13 protein-coding genes and 1 pseudogene are annotated in these 16,011 nt (G+C 44.5%); 1 reads left to right on the forward strand and 13 read right to left on the reverse strand.

Going from position 1 to position 16,011, the window contains the following annotated elements:
• Positions 1–38: 38 nt before the first annotated feature.
• The 6 genes from C0Q44_RS21135 to C0Q44_RS21155 form a co-directional block, all read right to left on the reverse strand.
• The gene (locus C0Q44_RS21135; protein WP_017687614.1) at positions 39–515 is read right to left on the reverse strand and encodes a hypothetical protein; all 477 of its coding nucleotides are present in this window, start codon (positions 513–515) and stop codon (positions 39–41) included.
• Between the two features lie 535 nt (positions 516–1,050).
• Positions 1,051–1,701, reverse strand: coding sequence for a C40 family peptidase (locus tag C0Q44_RS21140; protein ID WP_105409195.1), 651 nt, complete (start codon positions 1,699–1,701; stop codon positions 1,051–1,053).
• Between the two features lie 215 nt (positions 1,702–1,916).
• Positions 1,917–2,954, reverse strand: a complete 1,038-nt coding sequence (locus C0Q44_RS21145; protein ID WP_105409196.1) for an NAD(P)/FAD-dependent oxidoreductase — start codon at positions 2,952–2,954, stop codon at positions 1,917–1,919.
• Between the two features lie 262 nt (positions 2,955–3,216).
• Positions 3,217–3,876 (reverse strand): ABC transporter substrate-binding protein, encoded by a 660-nt coding sequence (locus C0Q44_RS31155; RefSeq protein WP_308737453.1) that lies wholly within the window; start codon positions 3,874–3,876, stop codon positions 3,217–3,219.
• Positions 3,777–5,084 (reverse strand): AraC family transcriptional regulator, encoded by a 1,308-nt coding sequence (locus tag C0Q44_RS21150; RefSeq protein ID WP_258166463.1) that lies wholly within the window; start codon positions 5,082–5,084, stop codon positions 3,777–3,779. The genes C0Q44_RS31155 and C0Q44_RS21150 overlap by 100 nt, the downstream gene beginning before the upstream one ends.
• 189 nt (positions 5,085–5,273) lie before the next feature.
• The gene (locus tag C0Q44_RS21155; RefSeq protein ID WP_181151105.1) at positions 5,274–7,196 is read right to left on the reverse strand and encodes an AraC family transcriptional regulator; all 1,923 of its coding nucleotides are present in this window, start codon (positions 7,194–7,196) and stop codon (positions 5,274–5,276) included.
• A gap of 243 nt (positions 7,197–7,439) precedes the next feature.
• Between C0Q44_RS21155 and C0Q44_RS21160 the strand changes: the two genes are divergently transcribed.
• Complete coding sequence (locus C0Q44_RS21160; protein WP_105409198.1) at positions 7,440–8,246, forward strand: FlxA-like family protein; 807 nt, start codon at positions 7,440–7,442, stop codon at positions 8,244–8,246.
• Between the two features lie 199 nt (positions 8,247–8,445).
• Here C0Q44_RS21160 and C0Q44_RS21165 read toward each other — a convergent pair whose 3' ends face one another.
• The 7 genes and pseudogenes from C0Q44_RS21165 to C0Q44_RS21195 all read right to left on the reverse strand — a co-directional run bounded on the left by C0Q44_RS21165 (position 8,446) and on the right by C0Q44_RS21195 (position 15,991).
• Positions 8,446–9,393, reverse strand: a complete 948-nt coding sequence (locus C0Q44_RS21165) for a GGDEF domain-containing protein (RefSeq protein ID WP_105409199.1) — start codon at positions 9,391–9,393, stop codon at positions 8,446–8,448.
• 423 nt (positions 9,394–9,816) lie between these two features.
• Positions 9,817–10,626 carry a sporulation transcription factor Spo0A gene (gene spo0A, locus C0Q44_RS21170; RefSeq protein WP_105409200.1) on the reverse strand — a complete coding sequence of 270 codons (810 nt, stop codon included), beginning with the start codon at positions 10,624–10,626 and terminating at the stop codon, positions 9,817–9,819.
• Positions 10,627–10,820: 194 nt separating this feature from the next.
• Entirely contained in the window at positions 10,821–12,149 is a 1,329-nt protein-coding gene (gene spoIVB / locus C0Q44_RS21175; RefSeq protein ID WP_105409328.1) for a SpoIVB peptidase, read from the reverse strand.
• A gap of 119 nt (positions 12,150–12,268) precedes the next feature.
• Positions 12,269–13,986: pseudogene (recN, locus tag C0Q44_RS21180) on the reverse strand (DNA repair protein RecN).
• 54 nt (positions 13,987–14,040) lie between these two features.
• Positions 14,041–14,490, reverse strand: coding sequence for a transcriptional regulator AhrC/ArgR (gene ahrC, locus C0Q44_RS21185; RefSeq protein WP_105409201.1), 450 nt, complete (start codon positions 14,488–14,490; stop codon positions 14,041–14,043).
• A gap of 85 nt (positions 14,491–14,575) precedes the next feature.
• Complete coding sequence (locus C0Q44_RS21190) at positions 14,576–15,061, reverse strand: hypothetical protein (protein ID WP_105409202.1); 486 nt, start codon at positions 15,059–15,061, stop codon at positions 14,576–14,578.
• An 84-nt stretch (positions 15,062–15,145) separates the two neighbouring features.
• Entirely contained in the window at positions 15,146–15,991 is an 846-nt protein-coding gene (locus C0Q44_RS21195) for a TlyA family RNA methyltransferase (protein WP_105409203.1), read from the reverse strand.
• Between the last annotated feature and the right edge of the window lie 20 nt (positions 15,992–16,011).

Below are 16,011 nucleotides of genomic sequence, written 5' to 3' on the forward strand. Positions count from 1 at the left end.
GCACCGCTTCGCAGCGATGCTTCCAGAGTCACTTCCCGCTAATCCCGGGAAACAAAATATTTGTTGGTCATGTAGTAAGCGTCACCACGCGACGTTTCCACCATTCCTTTTTTCGCATCCAAAAATACAATCTCTTTACACTTCGTGCAGTACCATTTCGTACGCTTATATGGCGATTCCGTCACGTAAGCCGTGCCGCATTTACAATCAATCTTCATTAATAGCTCGGTTGATTTATAAGCACTGGACAAACGTTCCAGGTTATCCTGCTGCTGTGTAGGCATAATGGTCTGCTGATAATCCGATAAATGATTCTGAACCTTGAAATCTGCCACCAATCCTGCATTCAATCCAAAAAACTCCTTGCCGATCTCGGTCACGAAGCGCTTCTCATTTCTGTAGCAATCCAGCCACTCAATAATCTGCTTATTTGACAGTGGAACCGTACCCTTGATACCGCTGTTTAAGGTGTAGGTCATGATGTATAAAGTATCGTCTTGTCTACCTGAGTACATTAGAATCCTCCTTCGAATACATTTGCTAATGTACTACAAAAACGCGCATAAATCAAAGCAATGTTATTTCCTGAGCGCATCTTTTCTTATTAAATGGGGAACATTTCTCGTTCATCTGCCAAAGTCTTACAAGAACTGCATACACCTGAAACATTTCCCTGTGGGGCTGCATAATGTACGATCGATTTCACGTTTTTCTTGCATATGGAACAGTAGTACCTCCTTTTCTTTTTTGGGGTGTAGTCGGATAGCTTCACTACGTTTGGGTCTGGTCGGAATCTGCGTAAGAAGCCCAGCCATTTCATCTCGCTTCACTCTTCCTTGTTCGCCTACATCGTAGTCGTTTTTTCAGTTTTAGCTAGAAAAACATTTGTCTTTTGTTATGTATACGATTCCAAGTTGTACATGCCTGTCTCATAATTATTCGACGTTTTGAGCGTTTTTCCTGTTTTTAATCTCTACCCATACAAAAAAAACCGACAGAACCTGCTCCCCTTTCTTAGGAAAAACAGCATTTCGGTCGGTCTTCGTCACATTATTTATAAAACGTTCCCAGCACGTGCAGCTCGGGTGAGCGTTCAATGCGAAACGGATAAATATACCCCTGCTTCATCCGGGCAAACCTGCGACTCCATAGATCCACTCCGGAGGTGAACTGGTAGGCCTGATATATAAACTTGGAACAATAATTATGTTCAATACTATGCAAATTAGTCTGCAAACGGTAGAATTTTACCTGTTTGTAATGTGCGTGTACCCACTCGGCTGCCTTCACCCCCGCTTGATTCAATCTGGAACGGAATACGATAAATCGGTCCCCTTCATAGAAGCGAGTAAGATACCAGTCCAGGGAATCAGCAAATACTGGCCCATACGGATGCACATGATACACTTTACCGTCAAGACCGATGATGCCCATATGTCCCGCGTAATACGTCGATTCCGAGCTTGGTGTGTACACAATATCCCCCGGCTCCAGCTTCATCTCTCCCAATGCGCGCAGAGGCAAGTCCTGCTGCAATCGTTTGGCTGCTGAACGTTCACGCCGTCCTTCAACCAGCAAGCGATGAAGTGCACCGGCAAGCGCAAGAAACATTTTGGACCACTTAATTCGTTTCTTGGCAGGTCGGTTAAACCACCGCTGGATGAAGGTGGAACCTCGCTCTGGTTGTGAACCCTTTTTCATACGCTGCACTCCACTCTCATCGAATTGCCATCTTGTTCTTCATTACATACAGTTTCTCAGGCTTATTATAGACAAATGATGGGCTTTGTTCAAATTCTGAACTCGTTCTATCTTGTGCAATTATGCCTTCTTATTACCCACTTTATGCAAAAAAATAACTTCGGGAATTAACCCGAAGTCATCTTATAATCGTATCCTGACCCTAGTGCTTACCTTTATTCCTCTACCACACCAAGAGCTTTGTTTTTCTCCTTAAAACGGCTGTTATGGGAAGACACATAAGCCACTTTCTCCGCTTCAGGGTCCATGTAAAGCTTCGCACTGTTCACCGCGAGGGCTGCATCTGTGAAAGTACCAGCAATCAAATACAGTTTGCTACCATAATCTACAAAATCACCTGCGCCAAAAACCCCAGGAATATTCGTTTGCAATCTATCCGTCGTAGTCACATGCCATTCGCCAAGGTCGAGTCCCCAATCACGGATTGGACCAAAATCACTCTTCATGCCATGGTTTACAATGACAGCATCTACTTCAAGCAGTTCAGTTTCGCCTGTGTCCACGTGTGAAATGGTCACTTGTTCAATTACATCGCCACTTAAACTATGCAGGGTCTCTACCGCATACGGTGTACGAACATCTACAGAGGATTCTCTCATGCGGAGTACGTTACGCTCCAGCCCGCCAAAGCGGTCACGTCGATGCACAACTGTAACTTGCTCTGCCAGTGCTTCCAGTTCATTCGCCCAATCTACAGCAGAGTCGCCTCCACCCGAGATGAGCACACGTTTGCCACGGAAAGGCTCCAGTTCTTGCACGGTATAATGCAGATTGCTAACCTCATAACGGTCTGCCCCTTCAAGCTCCAGCTTGGCCATTTTATATATACCATATCCGATTGCTAAAATGACAGTACGTGTCCAGTGTTGTTCACCTGTTGCAGAAGTTAATAGAATCGTGCCATCAGGTTGACGCTCAAATCCTTCGATCTGTTGTTCAAACACAAGGGTTGGCTCAAACGTTCGCGCCTGTTCTTCCAATTGTTTAATCAGATCTTCACAGAGCATCGGTGTCACGCCCCCAACATCCCAGATCATTTTCTCTGGATAGAAGAGCATGCGACCTCCCAATTTGTCACGTGCTTCAATCAACTTGGTCTTCATATCTCGCATGCCGCTATAAAAGGCAGAGTACATGCCCGCAGGGCCACCGCCGATAATGGTTACATCATAGAGTTCCAACTGCTGATTCATTTATATAATACCTCCGTTAATTCGATCCAGAACATCGAGTATTTGATATCGATTCTCATTATCACTTAAAACCTAGTTTAATGGCAATCTTATCAAATTACAATGGCTAAAAATCAAACATTTCTTATACGAAACTTTTGCGATGACTTCTCTTCTTACGATTGGGCTCTTGGAGCGGCCAACAGTTTATCTACGATAAAATCAAGTTGTTTATTGATTGAATATATATCTGAATAATAGAAGAAATCGAAATCAATCTCGATCAGACGACCTTCTTTGATCGCCGGATACTACTCCAGATTGGATTATCCGTCAGATTATCTGCCCCTTCATACACGGAGCGAAACACATAGTCCCCGATATACTCAGGAAGTACTTCCATGGATATCGTGGAGCCGGCCGCATCCGAAACCACATCAATTTTTTTCTGTACCACTTCAGGAGCTTTCATTCCCAAGTACTCATATACCGCCTGAGATCCTCGGCCAAATTGTTTGCTCTCTACAATGACCATACCTTTCAAACCACCCTCCACAATGGAGATTGTTTTGTCCAGTATACCTGCATCTGCAAGAGTCTTCTTACTCTCTTCAACTTTGTTGTTGAGATTGGTGATTAACGTCTCGGCTTCCTGCTCTTTGCCAAAAATACTCGCTATACTATGGAGTCTTTCTTCTGTAGACAATTTTTCATACGGAATATATACCGTAGGTGCAATATCTTTTAATAACGTATACGTTTCTTCTGAAGGCACAATGATCAGATCCGGATCGAGATCAATGACCGCTTCGGGATTCGGCTCGAACCAGGTACCCAGTGCGTTTACACCTTCAAGCTCACTCTTGTATGCAGCCCCGTCGTATACATCTGAGGTAGCGATTGGTTTAACGCCAAGTGCAACGACATCCCCTGGAGATATAATACAACAACTCGTTTGGGGTTCGCTGGAACAACCACGTCACCTTTAACCGTTGAGACCGTGCGTGTTTCATTGTCTTTGTTCGTCTGGCTGCCTGTGTCCGATGACACGGCCGTACTGCTGTTATTGGAACTGGCACCCGTTCCTTCGCCAGCTGTTGGTGTTGTTGCCGTACCTGAGGAACAGGCTGCGAGGAGCATCGTGATGCTCAATAATGCAACCATGATCATACTGGAACTTGTTTTTTTTCTTCTCATTGGTGTAGACCCTCCGTCTATATATTGATAATGATTCTCATAATCAATATATCCCGACTTCCATCTTCGGCCAATGGACGATTCAGAGATTTGCAATGGACGATCCTCTGTTCGCGCCTCTTCTCTCATCTTTCGTTGATACAAAATCGGAGAGATCCCCACATGTTTTTTGAAGATGCGACTAAAATAATACACATCCGAATAACCCACTTCTGCTGCAATTTCACTCAGCGTTGCATCCGATCGTACAAGCAGATTGCGAGCCTTGACAATTCGGGTCTGAATTAAATAATCAATGGGACTGTAACCCGTCTGTCGTTTGAATTGCATGGATAAATGACGGGAGCTATAGTTGAATTGTTCAGCCAAAAAATCGAGCGTGACCTGTTCCCTGTAATGGTTCTGTATGTAACGAAGCGTTTGTTTCACCGGATCAGCAAGCTCTGTTTTGATCTCCTGTTCTGCCAGCTGAACCATCATTTCATGAATGAATTGGTAAAACAAACTTTTCGTATGTAGCAGATCCAGACTGCCAGACTGTGCCCATGCACCCTCAAGCTCATCAAGGTAACGTAACAGTCCAAGTGGACTACTTGGTGTAAATCCATATTGCAAAGAGAACGGTGCAACATCAGGCTGTGCCAATAACCACTTTTTGCGATAACTAGGAAAGGCAAGAAATGCTCTGTAGTAGAGCAGAATATATTCGAAATCTTCGTTGGTTTGGATATCCAGTGAAGATCCTTTCGCCCCATGAAGCATGTAAAATCGCTCTGCCTTGTAGGCATTTCCATCCAATTGAAGTTGAGCCGATCCTCGAATCGTATATATAAAACCATTTGCCGGAAGTGTATAAGACTCCAGTTGTGCCCCTGCCTCCATAACAATCCGGCGTATATCCAGGACCTTAACAGCGGCATGATTCCAGCATTTCATCTGTTCATCTAATTGCATCAAATACTCTCCAATCCCAGCCTCACCCTCAACAAAGACCTGGCAAGGTCATCATTCTGCAACACATCCTATAACATATGTGTAGCAGAGGTTCACTAATATATCCTTCATTATAGATGATAATAATTTTCATTATCAACTGTAATTTGGACTGGCATTGGGTTTCATCTTATTAAGCACGTGTTACATTTATTTTTGTTCAGAGATCTTCGTAAACCACGCGGCTAATTCCTCGGTCTGATCCAATGTTGCAATCGGGTCAAAGTACCATGAACGATCCGGGCTCCAGATAAACACACGATCATTTTTAACAGCATCCAATGAGCTCCAGACCGGTTTGGCTTTCAACTCCTCTACAGTCAGATTATCCGCAGTTAGAATAATGTAATCTCCGGCGAATTCAGGAATCGCTTCCGCTGAAACCTCAACAAGCTGATCTTTCATTAATATCTCTTTTTTATCTGCAGGAGGATTCAAACCAAGCGCACTGTAGACTGCCTGACCTCCCCTACCAAAATTATCACCAAAGGCCAACGGTCCTTTATCATAGAACTGCATGACCGACACCTCGGCTGCTGGATCAATCGCCTCACCGACGCGCTTTTGAGCATCTGCAATTCTCGCGTCATAATCGGCTAACCAAGCCTCGGATTCTTTTTCTTTATTTAGCACTTCTCCGAAGTAGGCGATCTCTTCATGGGTGTTTTTCAATTGGCCATAAGGAACAACAAGAGTTGGGGCAATTTTGCTGAAAGATTCAAATAAATCAGGATCACCCGTAACAATCAGGTCGGGTTGAAGTTCCAACACCTTTTCTAGAGAGATGGTTTCGTATTCACCAATATTCTCTACGCCTTCAAGTGATTCGATAAAATAAGGATTTTTCAGGTTCATCTCCGGTGTACCCACAGGTTTGATTCCGAGAGCAATCAGGCTCCCCAGATACAAGTCAACCACAATCCGTTTAGGTTCAGCGGGGATTGTTATATCTCCTTTAACTGTTGAGATTGTACGTGTTTCCGATGTTTTGCTTTGATTCTCCGCTGTTACTGTCTTCGTTTGACTTGACGTACTATTGCTTCCGGATGCATCCCCGCTCGAATTACTGGCAGCACCTGTAGAGCAGGCACTAAGCAGTAATGTAAGACTTAGTAGAATACTCAGCAGCATTCCCGTTCTTGTCTGTCTGTTCATATTGATTGACCCTCCATGCTTATATTGATAATGATTCTCACCATCAGTATAAACATACCTTCCACTTCCACCTCTGGAAATGTCATTTCGCGCCATGCCTGATGTCAGATCAGGCCAAAACAGGGGCATTGAGGTCTTTTCTTTGAATTGCAGAGGAGAAAGACCTGTATGTTTCTTGAACATTCGTCCCAGATAATATCCGTCAGGATAACCGATGCCTGCTGCGATCTCTTCCAATGTAGCGTCCGTTTGCAGTAACATCTCCTTGGCTTTGAACAAACGAAACTGAATCAGATAATCAATTGGGCTATAACCAGTCGACTGCTTGAACTTCCGTGACAAACTTCTCGGACTGGAGCCGATCATTTCTGCCAAAGCATGTAGTGTAAGCGGCTTGGTATAGGAAGATTCTACAATCTCAATGACTTTGCTGACCTGATCCATGGTTCCTAGATAGCGGTTGGATGCACGAGGAATCTGTGATGATATCTGCTCCACAAATGCATAGAACAAACTCTTGGTCTGGAAGTGCTGAATGGGGTTCTTTTGATCCCACAAAAAATGCATTCGTTTCAATTGCCCAAATAGTATGGTTGGCGTATCAGGGGTAAACCCGTAGATCATTTGGAACGGATTGATGCGCTCCATTATCCCTCGCAGATCGTTTCTCCCTCCACTCGGCAAGTTCGCTTTATACATGAGGTAATATAACTGTAATCCCTTTGCTCCAGTTCGAATATTCAACGTGCTCCCTTTTCCCCCATGGAGAACATAAAAGTGGCTCACTTCATACTTTTTGTTGTCTATCATCACTCCAGCATCACCCTGAATGGTGAGCACGAAGGTGCTTGTCGGAAATTTGTATGTTATCTCTTCATACGCCCCCAATTCCATGTAACGGATATCTGTTATACTCACAGCAGCATAGTTCCAGAGTATATAATAATCATTCCACATTTTGCCAACCCATCTCCGTCTAAATAGATTATGACTGAACTCTGTCACTCACTTATTGATAACCATTATCAATTATAACAATGAAGTAAGCAATACATCTACGTAAATGAATTCATTCAGACGAAGTGAGACATCTTCATTTACTTCTCTTAACATCCGATATATGTAAATAGATCCATGATAAAGCGTAAAGGAGCACAGGATATGAATTCAATCTCATCTGCAACCAAAAGCAGTTTCACTCCCGGGAATCAAGTCCCCAATCGGGACAAAGAAATTCAGGGACTCATGCAGCAGAAGATCAGACTTAATGAAGAAATGCAAGGCGTAAAGGCGAATGACGAGCTGGATACGAAGACCAAAGCAGAGCGAATCAAATCCTTAACAAGTTCTATATCACAGATTGAAAGTCAGATTGCCCAAATCAAAGCGGAAGAATTGCAAGAAAAAAACAAATTAAACCAGCCCGAAAAGGTTCAGCAACAACAGTCTAAACCAACCGACGAGGCACAGGCCCCTTCACTGGATCACCTCATCAAGCATAGCCAGACTTATGACCAATTGGGCAAGTTGGTTGGTTTGCGTGATCACATGCAAAGTTCCATTCAGACCACCGAGGGAGAAACCCGTTTCGACCGACTCGTTCTCGAGATCAATGCAGAAAAAGATATCGGCAAATCCATGATGATGGAAAATGCAGAGCGTACCGTATTCCAGACCAAACGAGAATTAGTTCAGGATATCCATTCCCAGTTAAACAAAGTGAATCAGAAGATTGGGGATCTGGTGAAAGAAATCCATCAACCCACACCCCGAGAATCGGTCCAACCTCCTCTCTCTACAAGACGTGAGCAAGAAGAGAAGCAGGAAGTGAATGAAGAACAAAAAGCTGGAAACGCAGAAAGTTCTTCAAACCGAAAAGTTTTGGAACAGGATTCTGGCGATCGCTCACAAAAGGCGACATTTGCTTCTCCAGCTGCACCTTATCCATCTGTCGATATTCGAGTTTAAGTCAGCCTTGTCTAATATTAATAACCTATATGTATACATATGGAGTTTGAAGCCTTTCCAGTGACGAGACTTTGACTCATATCCAATGATGCACTGATAGAATAACCGCTTGTACAGGTGAGTAATACTCCTGATATTGGGCGGTTTTTCTGCTTCTTACAGGTTAACCGCATCTACTCTGGATATTTCTTAGCATGGCTTAACTAGCGCTATCATTTGCACAGATGATGCTGCCAGTTATCGCTTTGCAACCTTTTTTGATTCGCGTAGCTTCATTGATGACTTCATCTATATTTTCATATTTTTGCTTGCTGTTCGTCACCACAGCGATGGATACCGAAACCAGAGGAATGGGGCGATTCAGTCCAGAACGTCCTTCACCCAGAACATATTGATGATGCCAATCTTCATCGTTGTAGAACGTTCTCTTCATGTGCTCGAAACCAGATATAACCTCATCACTAATTTGTTTGTATTCATGATGATTCAGAATTGCAATAAAATCGTCTCCCCCGATATGACCAAGAAAGGCTTCAGGAAATACAAAAAGCTGGCGAAGCAAGTTAGCTGTCGCCTGAATAAGCTGATCCCCCATTTTGAACCCATAGCTATCATTGTAGGATTTGAATTGATCGAGATCGACATACAGTACACTAAAATGATCCATCTGGAGCGCCTGATATAGCCGTTCATCTATGATATGGTTCCCTGGAAGGCCTGTTAACGGGTTCATAAAAATCGCCATTTCGGCACGCACATCCGCAACAGCCAGCAGCAAACGGCGGATACTCACCGCTCCAAAGAAACTTTCCCCCGATGTGATCAGTACAAGGTCATAGAGATCCCCTTCATCTCGATCCATGGCAAGAACGCTTACATCCGTAATCTGTTCCGAATAATCCACAACGAGTGCCCGTATGTTCATCACCAGTTCTACAGGACGTCCCATATATAGATTATAGCCATACTGCGAACCAATCTGCTGAAAGAATCGGGGTCGCATCATCAATGACACACCCTTCTCCCCCATAACAGCCACACCTTCCAGACTAGGATTGGACTTAAAAAGTTGATAGACGATATCGCATTTTGTATCAGATTGTACTACGGGAATCGGTTCAGCAATTTCACCTATTTGCGTAAACATACCATTCTACTCCTCTATTCGTAGCATCAAATCTAATTATTCTTTTATATATGTAGGACTTTGTCAATGGTCACATCGTACCACTTTCTACTTGAAAAAGCGTTAACTGAAGGTAAAAGTTTATGAAACATTTCCTATTTCTGAATTTTACCATTAGGGACCTTTCTTTATAGCTTCATCTCAAAATTCAGAAACAATCCTGCAGAGATAAATTTCATCATCATGATCTGTGTTATTTCGTTATGCAAAAATACCGTCATTACTGGATATGTTTAATCCAATAATTGACGGTATTCGTTGGCATACATTACTGAAGTTTATCGGCATGAAAGGAACGAATCAGATATTAAACGCCAAAATTCATTTGGCTGGAATCTATTCTGAATCTAAAGTTTCAATGCCGGCTCACTACTCCTGACCCTTTCAGGAGACCTTATGCTCAATTCTCAGCTTGTCAGCGACCATCGCGATGAACTCGGAATTCGTCGGTTTCGACTTGCTGATATTAATCGTATAGCCGAACAGGTGGCTGATGCTGTCGATGTTGCCGCGTGTCCATGCTACTTCAATCGCATGACGGATGGCACGTTCGACGCGAGACGGCGTGGTTTTGAATTTTTCGGCAATGGCCGGATACAGTGTTTTGGTGATGGCGCCCAAAATTTCGATATTGTTATACACCATCGTAATCGCTTCACGCAAATACTGATATCCTTTAATATGCGCAGGAACGCCGATTTCATGTATGATGGACGTAATGTTTGCGTCCAAATTTTTGTGTTTGCCCATCGGCACCACATTGGATCTGTTCATAAACATGGATGATCCATTGTTGGTCGACATCGCAGTCTGATTTCCCACCAGCTGACGCACACGATTCGCGAGCACTTCCATGTCAAACGGCTTAAGAATGTAATAGGAAGCTCCGAGTTGCACGGCACGCTGTGTGATGTTCTCTTGTCCGAATGCCGTAAGCATAATGACTTTAGGCTGTGGAGACAAATTCAGATCCCGCAAGCGCTCCAGTACACCCAATCCATCCAGATGAGGCATGATAATATCCAGGATCAGTACATCCGGTACATCCCGGGTTTGCTCCAGCAATTGCAGCACTTCTTCTCCATTGTATGCAATGCCGGTTACTTCCATATCTTCCTGTTCGGATATATATTCGGCAAGCAAATTCGTAAATTCACGATTATCATCAGCCAGCAATACCTCAATTTTTTGCAAAACGGTATCCTCCTTTAATTTAAACAACGTTTCGTACATTTCCTTACATGTTAAATTTTCGACACAGTTGATGAAATTCCTTCTGTCGAAAATTATTTTTCTTTATTTTTTTTTCATGTTACTATATAATAAATAATTTATTTCATTATCCGATATATTATTTTTATTTTCGACAAAAAAGAACCTCAGGGCTGTTATCCAGCCTTGAGGTTCTTTGCGTTTTCTTTTTTCATCATCACACCCGCATCCTGTAGCATCCATTCAATGAAGCATCCGTAACCCGATTTCGGATCATTAACAAACACATGAGTGACTGCACCAATCAATTTACCGTTTTGCACAATCGGGCTGCCGCTCATGCCTTGAACGATTCCACCCGTCTTATCCAGCAATTTCGGGTCGGTGATGCGAAGAACGAGACCTTTGGTCGCTGGTTCGGATTGATCTGCCACATGAACAATGTCAATCGAGAAGCGTTCCACTTGTTGACCATCAACCACGGTGAGTATTTCAGCAGGACCTTCCTTAACTTCATGGGAAAAAGCAACGGGAATGCCTTTGGAATACAGACTGTGCTCAGGATTTCCGGACATCTTACCAAAGATACCAAAAGCCGTATTGCGTTCAATATTGCCCAAAATTTTGCTTTCCTTGAGGAAATGAGCACGTTTTTCGCCTGGATCACCCGTCTCACTTTTGGAAATGGACGTGACATTGGATTGAACGATCTGACCACTACCCACAACAATCGATGTTTGTGTGTTCATATCTGTAATTACATGGCCTAAGGCCCCATAAACACCCTGATCGGGAGCATAGAAGGTGAGTGTGCCAACTCCGGCTGCGGAATCACGAATGTACAATCCAAGCCTCCATGCTTGATCTTCTGCATCATATGCCGGAGTCAATCTTGTTTTGACGGTTTCCTTACCCCGTTTCAACACGACATCGATGCCTTTTTTGTTCTTGCCAGCAAATTCAACAGCTTCGGAGACACCAGCCACGCCATCAAGACGTTTACCATCCATATGCGTAATCAGATCTCCAAGCTTAATGCCCGCGGTTTCTCCGGGTGATACTCGCTCATCCTGCCCGGAACGGACCAGATGATGCCCAACCACCAGAATGCCTGCAGATTTAACTTTGACGCCAATCGTTTGACCCCCGGGTACCACACGCAAATCCGGAATCACATTCACATGCACTGTTTTGACAGGAATTCTACCCCACAACTTTAACGTCAATTTCGCATGTCCCGTCTGTTGCGGGTGAAGATGCAAAGGTTGTTGCCTGGTAACGTGCATCGCTGCCTGATCATCCAAACCAACGATATCAGGACGATCTACAACAGCGCTTGAAGCAGCAGGAACGGCGAGCCGTACATCCACTTGCCTGCCAGCAAAAACCTGCAATTCATCCGGCAGCGAAGCATAACTTTGCACAGGCTGAATGGCCTGGCTGATCACACAAAGAAAGAAGGCAAATAAAAGACCTAGAAATTTCTTCCTGAGGGGGAATTCAATGGCTGTCACACTCCCTTTGCTTCTTTCGCTTGACGAAAGGTGGTCGCCAATTGCGTACCTATAAGATAACCTCGCCCCCAGGCTTTTATTACTGTCAAACATTACGCCAGCCGCTCGTTTCACCCTTTTTTGGCTTCCGCCAAATTCAGCATTTCCTGTGCGTGATGCAGTGTTTTTTCTGTAATTTCCACGCCGCCCAGCATACGTGCCAATTCCTTCACTCTGCCTTCGTCTGACAGCGATTCCACTTGCGTCATCGTCCGTCCATCGTAGACATGTTTCTCGATGAGGTATTGATGATCTGCCATACAAGCCACTTGTGGTAAGTGAGTTATTGAGAAAACTTGGCACGTCGAAGACAAACGGAACAATTTTTCCGCAATGGATTGAGCGGCTCTACCGCTAACGCCTGTGTCGACTTCATCAAAAATCAACACAGGTATCCGATCATGTCGTGCAAAGATACTCTTCATGGCCAGCATCATTCTCGACAACTCACCACCTGAAGCAATCTTGCCCAGTGGGCGCAGAGGCTCACCGGGGTTCGGTGAGATCAGGAATTCCGCATTATCTGCACCATGACGATTCAGACGAATACGCCGTCCATTCCATTCAATGCCTTTCGGATCTTCGAACGGAGTAATCTGCACACGCAGTGTCGTTCTCTCCATCTGTAGATCTTTAAGCTCACTTTCCACCTGAGCAGCAAGTTCCTCGGCACATTGTTTGCGAATTTTGCTGAGTTCCTCGGCAGACTCCATCACAAGGTTAAGCATTTTGTCACGTTCAGCCCGCAATATCTCCAGACGTTCGTCCTTGTTCTCCAGTTGGTCGGTTTCATGACTAATCTGATCATAATAACTCAAAATAAGTTCCACACTGTCTCCGTATTTCCGTCTGAGGCCAGAAATCAGATTCAGCCTTTGTTCCACTTCTTCCAGTCTTCCCGGATTAAATTCAATTTTCTCCCGGTAATCCCTTAACTGAAAAGTCGCATCTTCCAATTGATAAAAAGCCGATTGCAGCTGTTCAACAATTGGTTGTAATCCTTTACTGTCATATCCTGATATATCTTCAATTCGTGAAAGTGCAATGCTTACAGCTTCAAGCCCGCGTTGACCACTGAGCAGATCATATGCACCAGCAACACTGTCCATCATTTTCTCACTATGGGATAGTTTGACCCGTTCTTCCCGAGTAATTCATCCTCACTCTGAGTTAGACCTGCCGCTGCGATCTCTTCAAGTTGAAAGCGATACATATCCAGAAGTTGATATGCACGCTGACTCGACTCCTGAAGCGCACGCAGTTCTTTTTCGGCCGTGATAAACTTACTGTAGCGCTCCTGATACTTCGCTTTGACGGGTCCAATTACTTCCGAGCCATACGTATCAAGAAGCCCCAGATGGCTCTCTGCGCGCAGCAAACTCTGGTGTTCATGTTGACCATGGATATTAATCAGCTTCTCCCCTACTTCACGCAGCATGGTCAGATTGACCAATTGTCCATTAATCCGTGACGTGCTTTTACCCTGCGTGTTCAATTCACGCCTGATCACCAAATGCTCCTCCGGTTCACAATGGATACCAAGCTTCTCCAATATCTGCCATACCGGATGGCTCTGCTCCATCTCGAAAAGAGCTTCCATCTCAGCCTTGTCACATCCATACCGGATCAGGTCCGCTGAACTCCGTCCTCCGGCAATCAAACCAAGTGCATCTATAATGATCGACTTCCCCGCACCCGTTTCCCCAGAGAGAACATGGAATCCCGGATGGAATACAACGTCAACTTCTTCCACCACAGCCAGATTACGAATCGATAAAGTAACTAACATCTGCAACAACACCTCCGGATGACTAACTCAGAAATTATGTTTTTGAATCATTGATTAGGAAATGTAACCCATGATCCGTTCAATGACGGTCACGCTGTTACCTTCAGTCCGGCAGATAATGAGAATCGTGTCATCTCCACAGATCGTCCCCATGACCTCATTCCACTCGATATTATCAAGCAAAGCAGCAATCGAGTTGGCTGTTCCCGGCAGACATTTCATCACAACCAGATTGTTCGCGTGATCAATGTGAAGGAAGTTGTCCACAAGTGCACGCTTTAGCTTCTGAATCGGATTATATCGCTGATCTGTTGGCAAAGAATACTTATAACGACCATCATCCATCGGAATCTTGATTAATAGAAGTTCCTTGATATCTCGGGATACCGTCGCCTGCGTCACCTGAAAGCCCGATTGACGCAGTGTTTCCACCAGATCGTCCTGTGTTTCTATTTCATTTTGGCTTATTATTTCACGAATCTTGATGTGTCGTTGTCCTTTCATATATGCCTCCAGTTAAATGTATTGCAATAAAGCAGCAAATGTCGTTCGCCGCAGGCTTTGCCATGCCATGTTCATTCTTTTTATATTAGTCCAGATCATACCCATCATACACATCTTCCGAATAGTCCATGAGCCTGATTAACTTAATATCGGAATCCTCCACGTCAACATACAGCAACCCTTCACAGCCAGGGTATAACAACAGATAATGAAGGAAGCGGTCCCTTAGCGCAGGTCCGGTCATTTCAAGCGGTTGTCTGCGACGGGACGTCTTCACCAGATACCTGTCATCCTCACGCTCTGCAACATAGTCAATGAACAGTCTGCTGTAAAAAACGGATCCATTGGCTTCAAAAGCCAGCGGAACTTTCATTCTGCCACCGATGACTTCATACCCTTGTGCTTCAAGCAGATCCAACGCCGGGGAATCCTGAATCTTGGCATTCAGTTGCATTCCAGACAAGCTCACAGGCACCGGTCGGGTAACCCAATTACGCAAGCCGAAGAACAGCCACAAGATCAAACAGACAGCAAGTACACCTATAACGATTGTGTCGTATTGCCCATCCATTAACGCTCACCTCGAAGACTTATTCGAGATTCAGTAACGATTTCCCTCTACATCGATCATCTTTCCAGCGAAAAGAAACCCATCCTATGATGAGTTTCCCTTAAATGTATGAGAAGCTTCTTTCGCAACTTGTTCCGCAAGTGCATCAAGTGAAGCCGGATCGTTCTCTGGTTGTGTTGCCTCTGGTACGTCCAGACGCCAATGCGCGAGAAATTCGATATTGCCTTCTCCGCCCGTGATCGGGGAGAACGTTAAGTCCTGCAGATGCAGGCCAAGTTGGTTTGCAAAATGAAGCATCGTCTGTAATACATCCTTGTGTACCTTGGAATCACGTACCACACCGGATTTGCCCACCTTATCACGGCCTGCCTCGAATTGAGGTTTGATCAAGGCCACGATATCTGCAGATTCATGCAGAAGAGCAAGCAACGGGGGCAATATGATTCGCAGTGAAATGAACGACACATCAATACTCGCAAAGTTCGGCTTAGGTCCATTCAGATCTTCGGGAGTTACATAGCGGAAATTCGTTCGTTCCATAACGGTAACCCGTTCATCATTACGCAATGACCAGTCGAGCTGATTATAGCCCACATCAATTGCGTATACATGAGATGCGCCATGCTGTAGTGCACAATCGGTAAAACCACCGGTCGATGAACCGATGTCGAGCATCACAAGTCCACTCATATCAAGACCGAAATGACGGATCGCTTTTTCGAGCTTTAATCCGCCTCTGCCGACATAGGGATGTACCGAGCCCTTAACCTTCAGCTCGGCTTCCCGTGGAATTTTCATGCCCGCCTTTTCAATCGGCTCATTGTTAGCGTACACCAGCCCAGCCATGATCGCAGCTTTTGCCTTCTCACGACTTTCATAATAGCCCTGCTCAACCAGCAGAACATCAATTCGTTCTTTCGGGAGTGACATGTCTTTCTCCTATCTTGTAG

Source organism: Paenibacillus sp. PCH8, from assembly GCF_002968835.1.
GTDB lineage: Bacteria > Bacillota > Bacilli > Paenibacillales > Paenibacillaceae > Paenibacillus.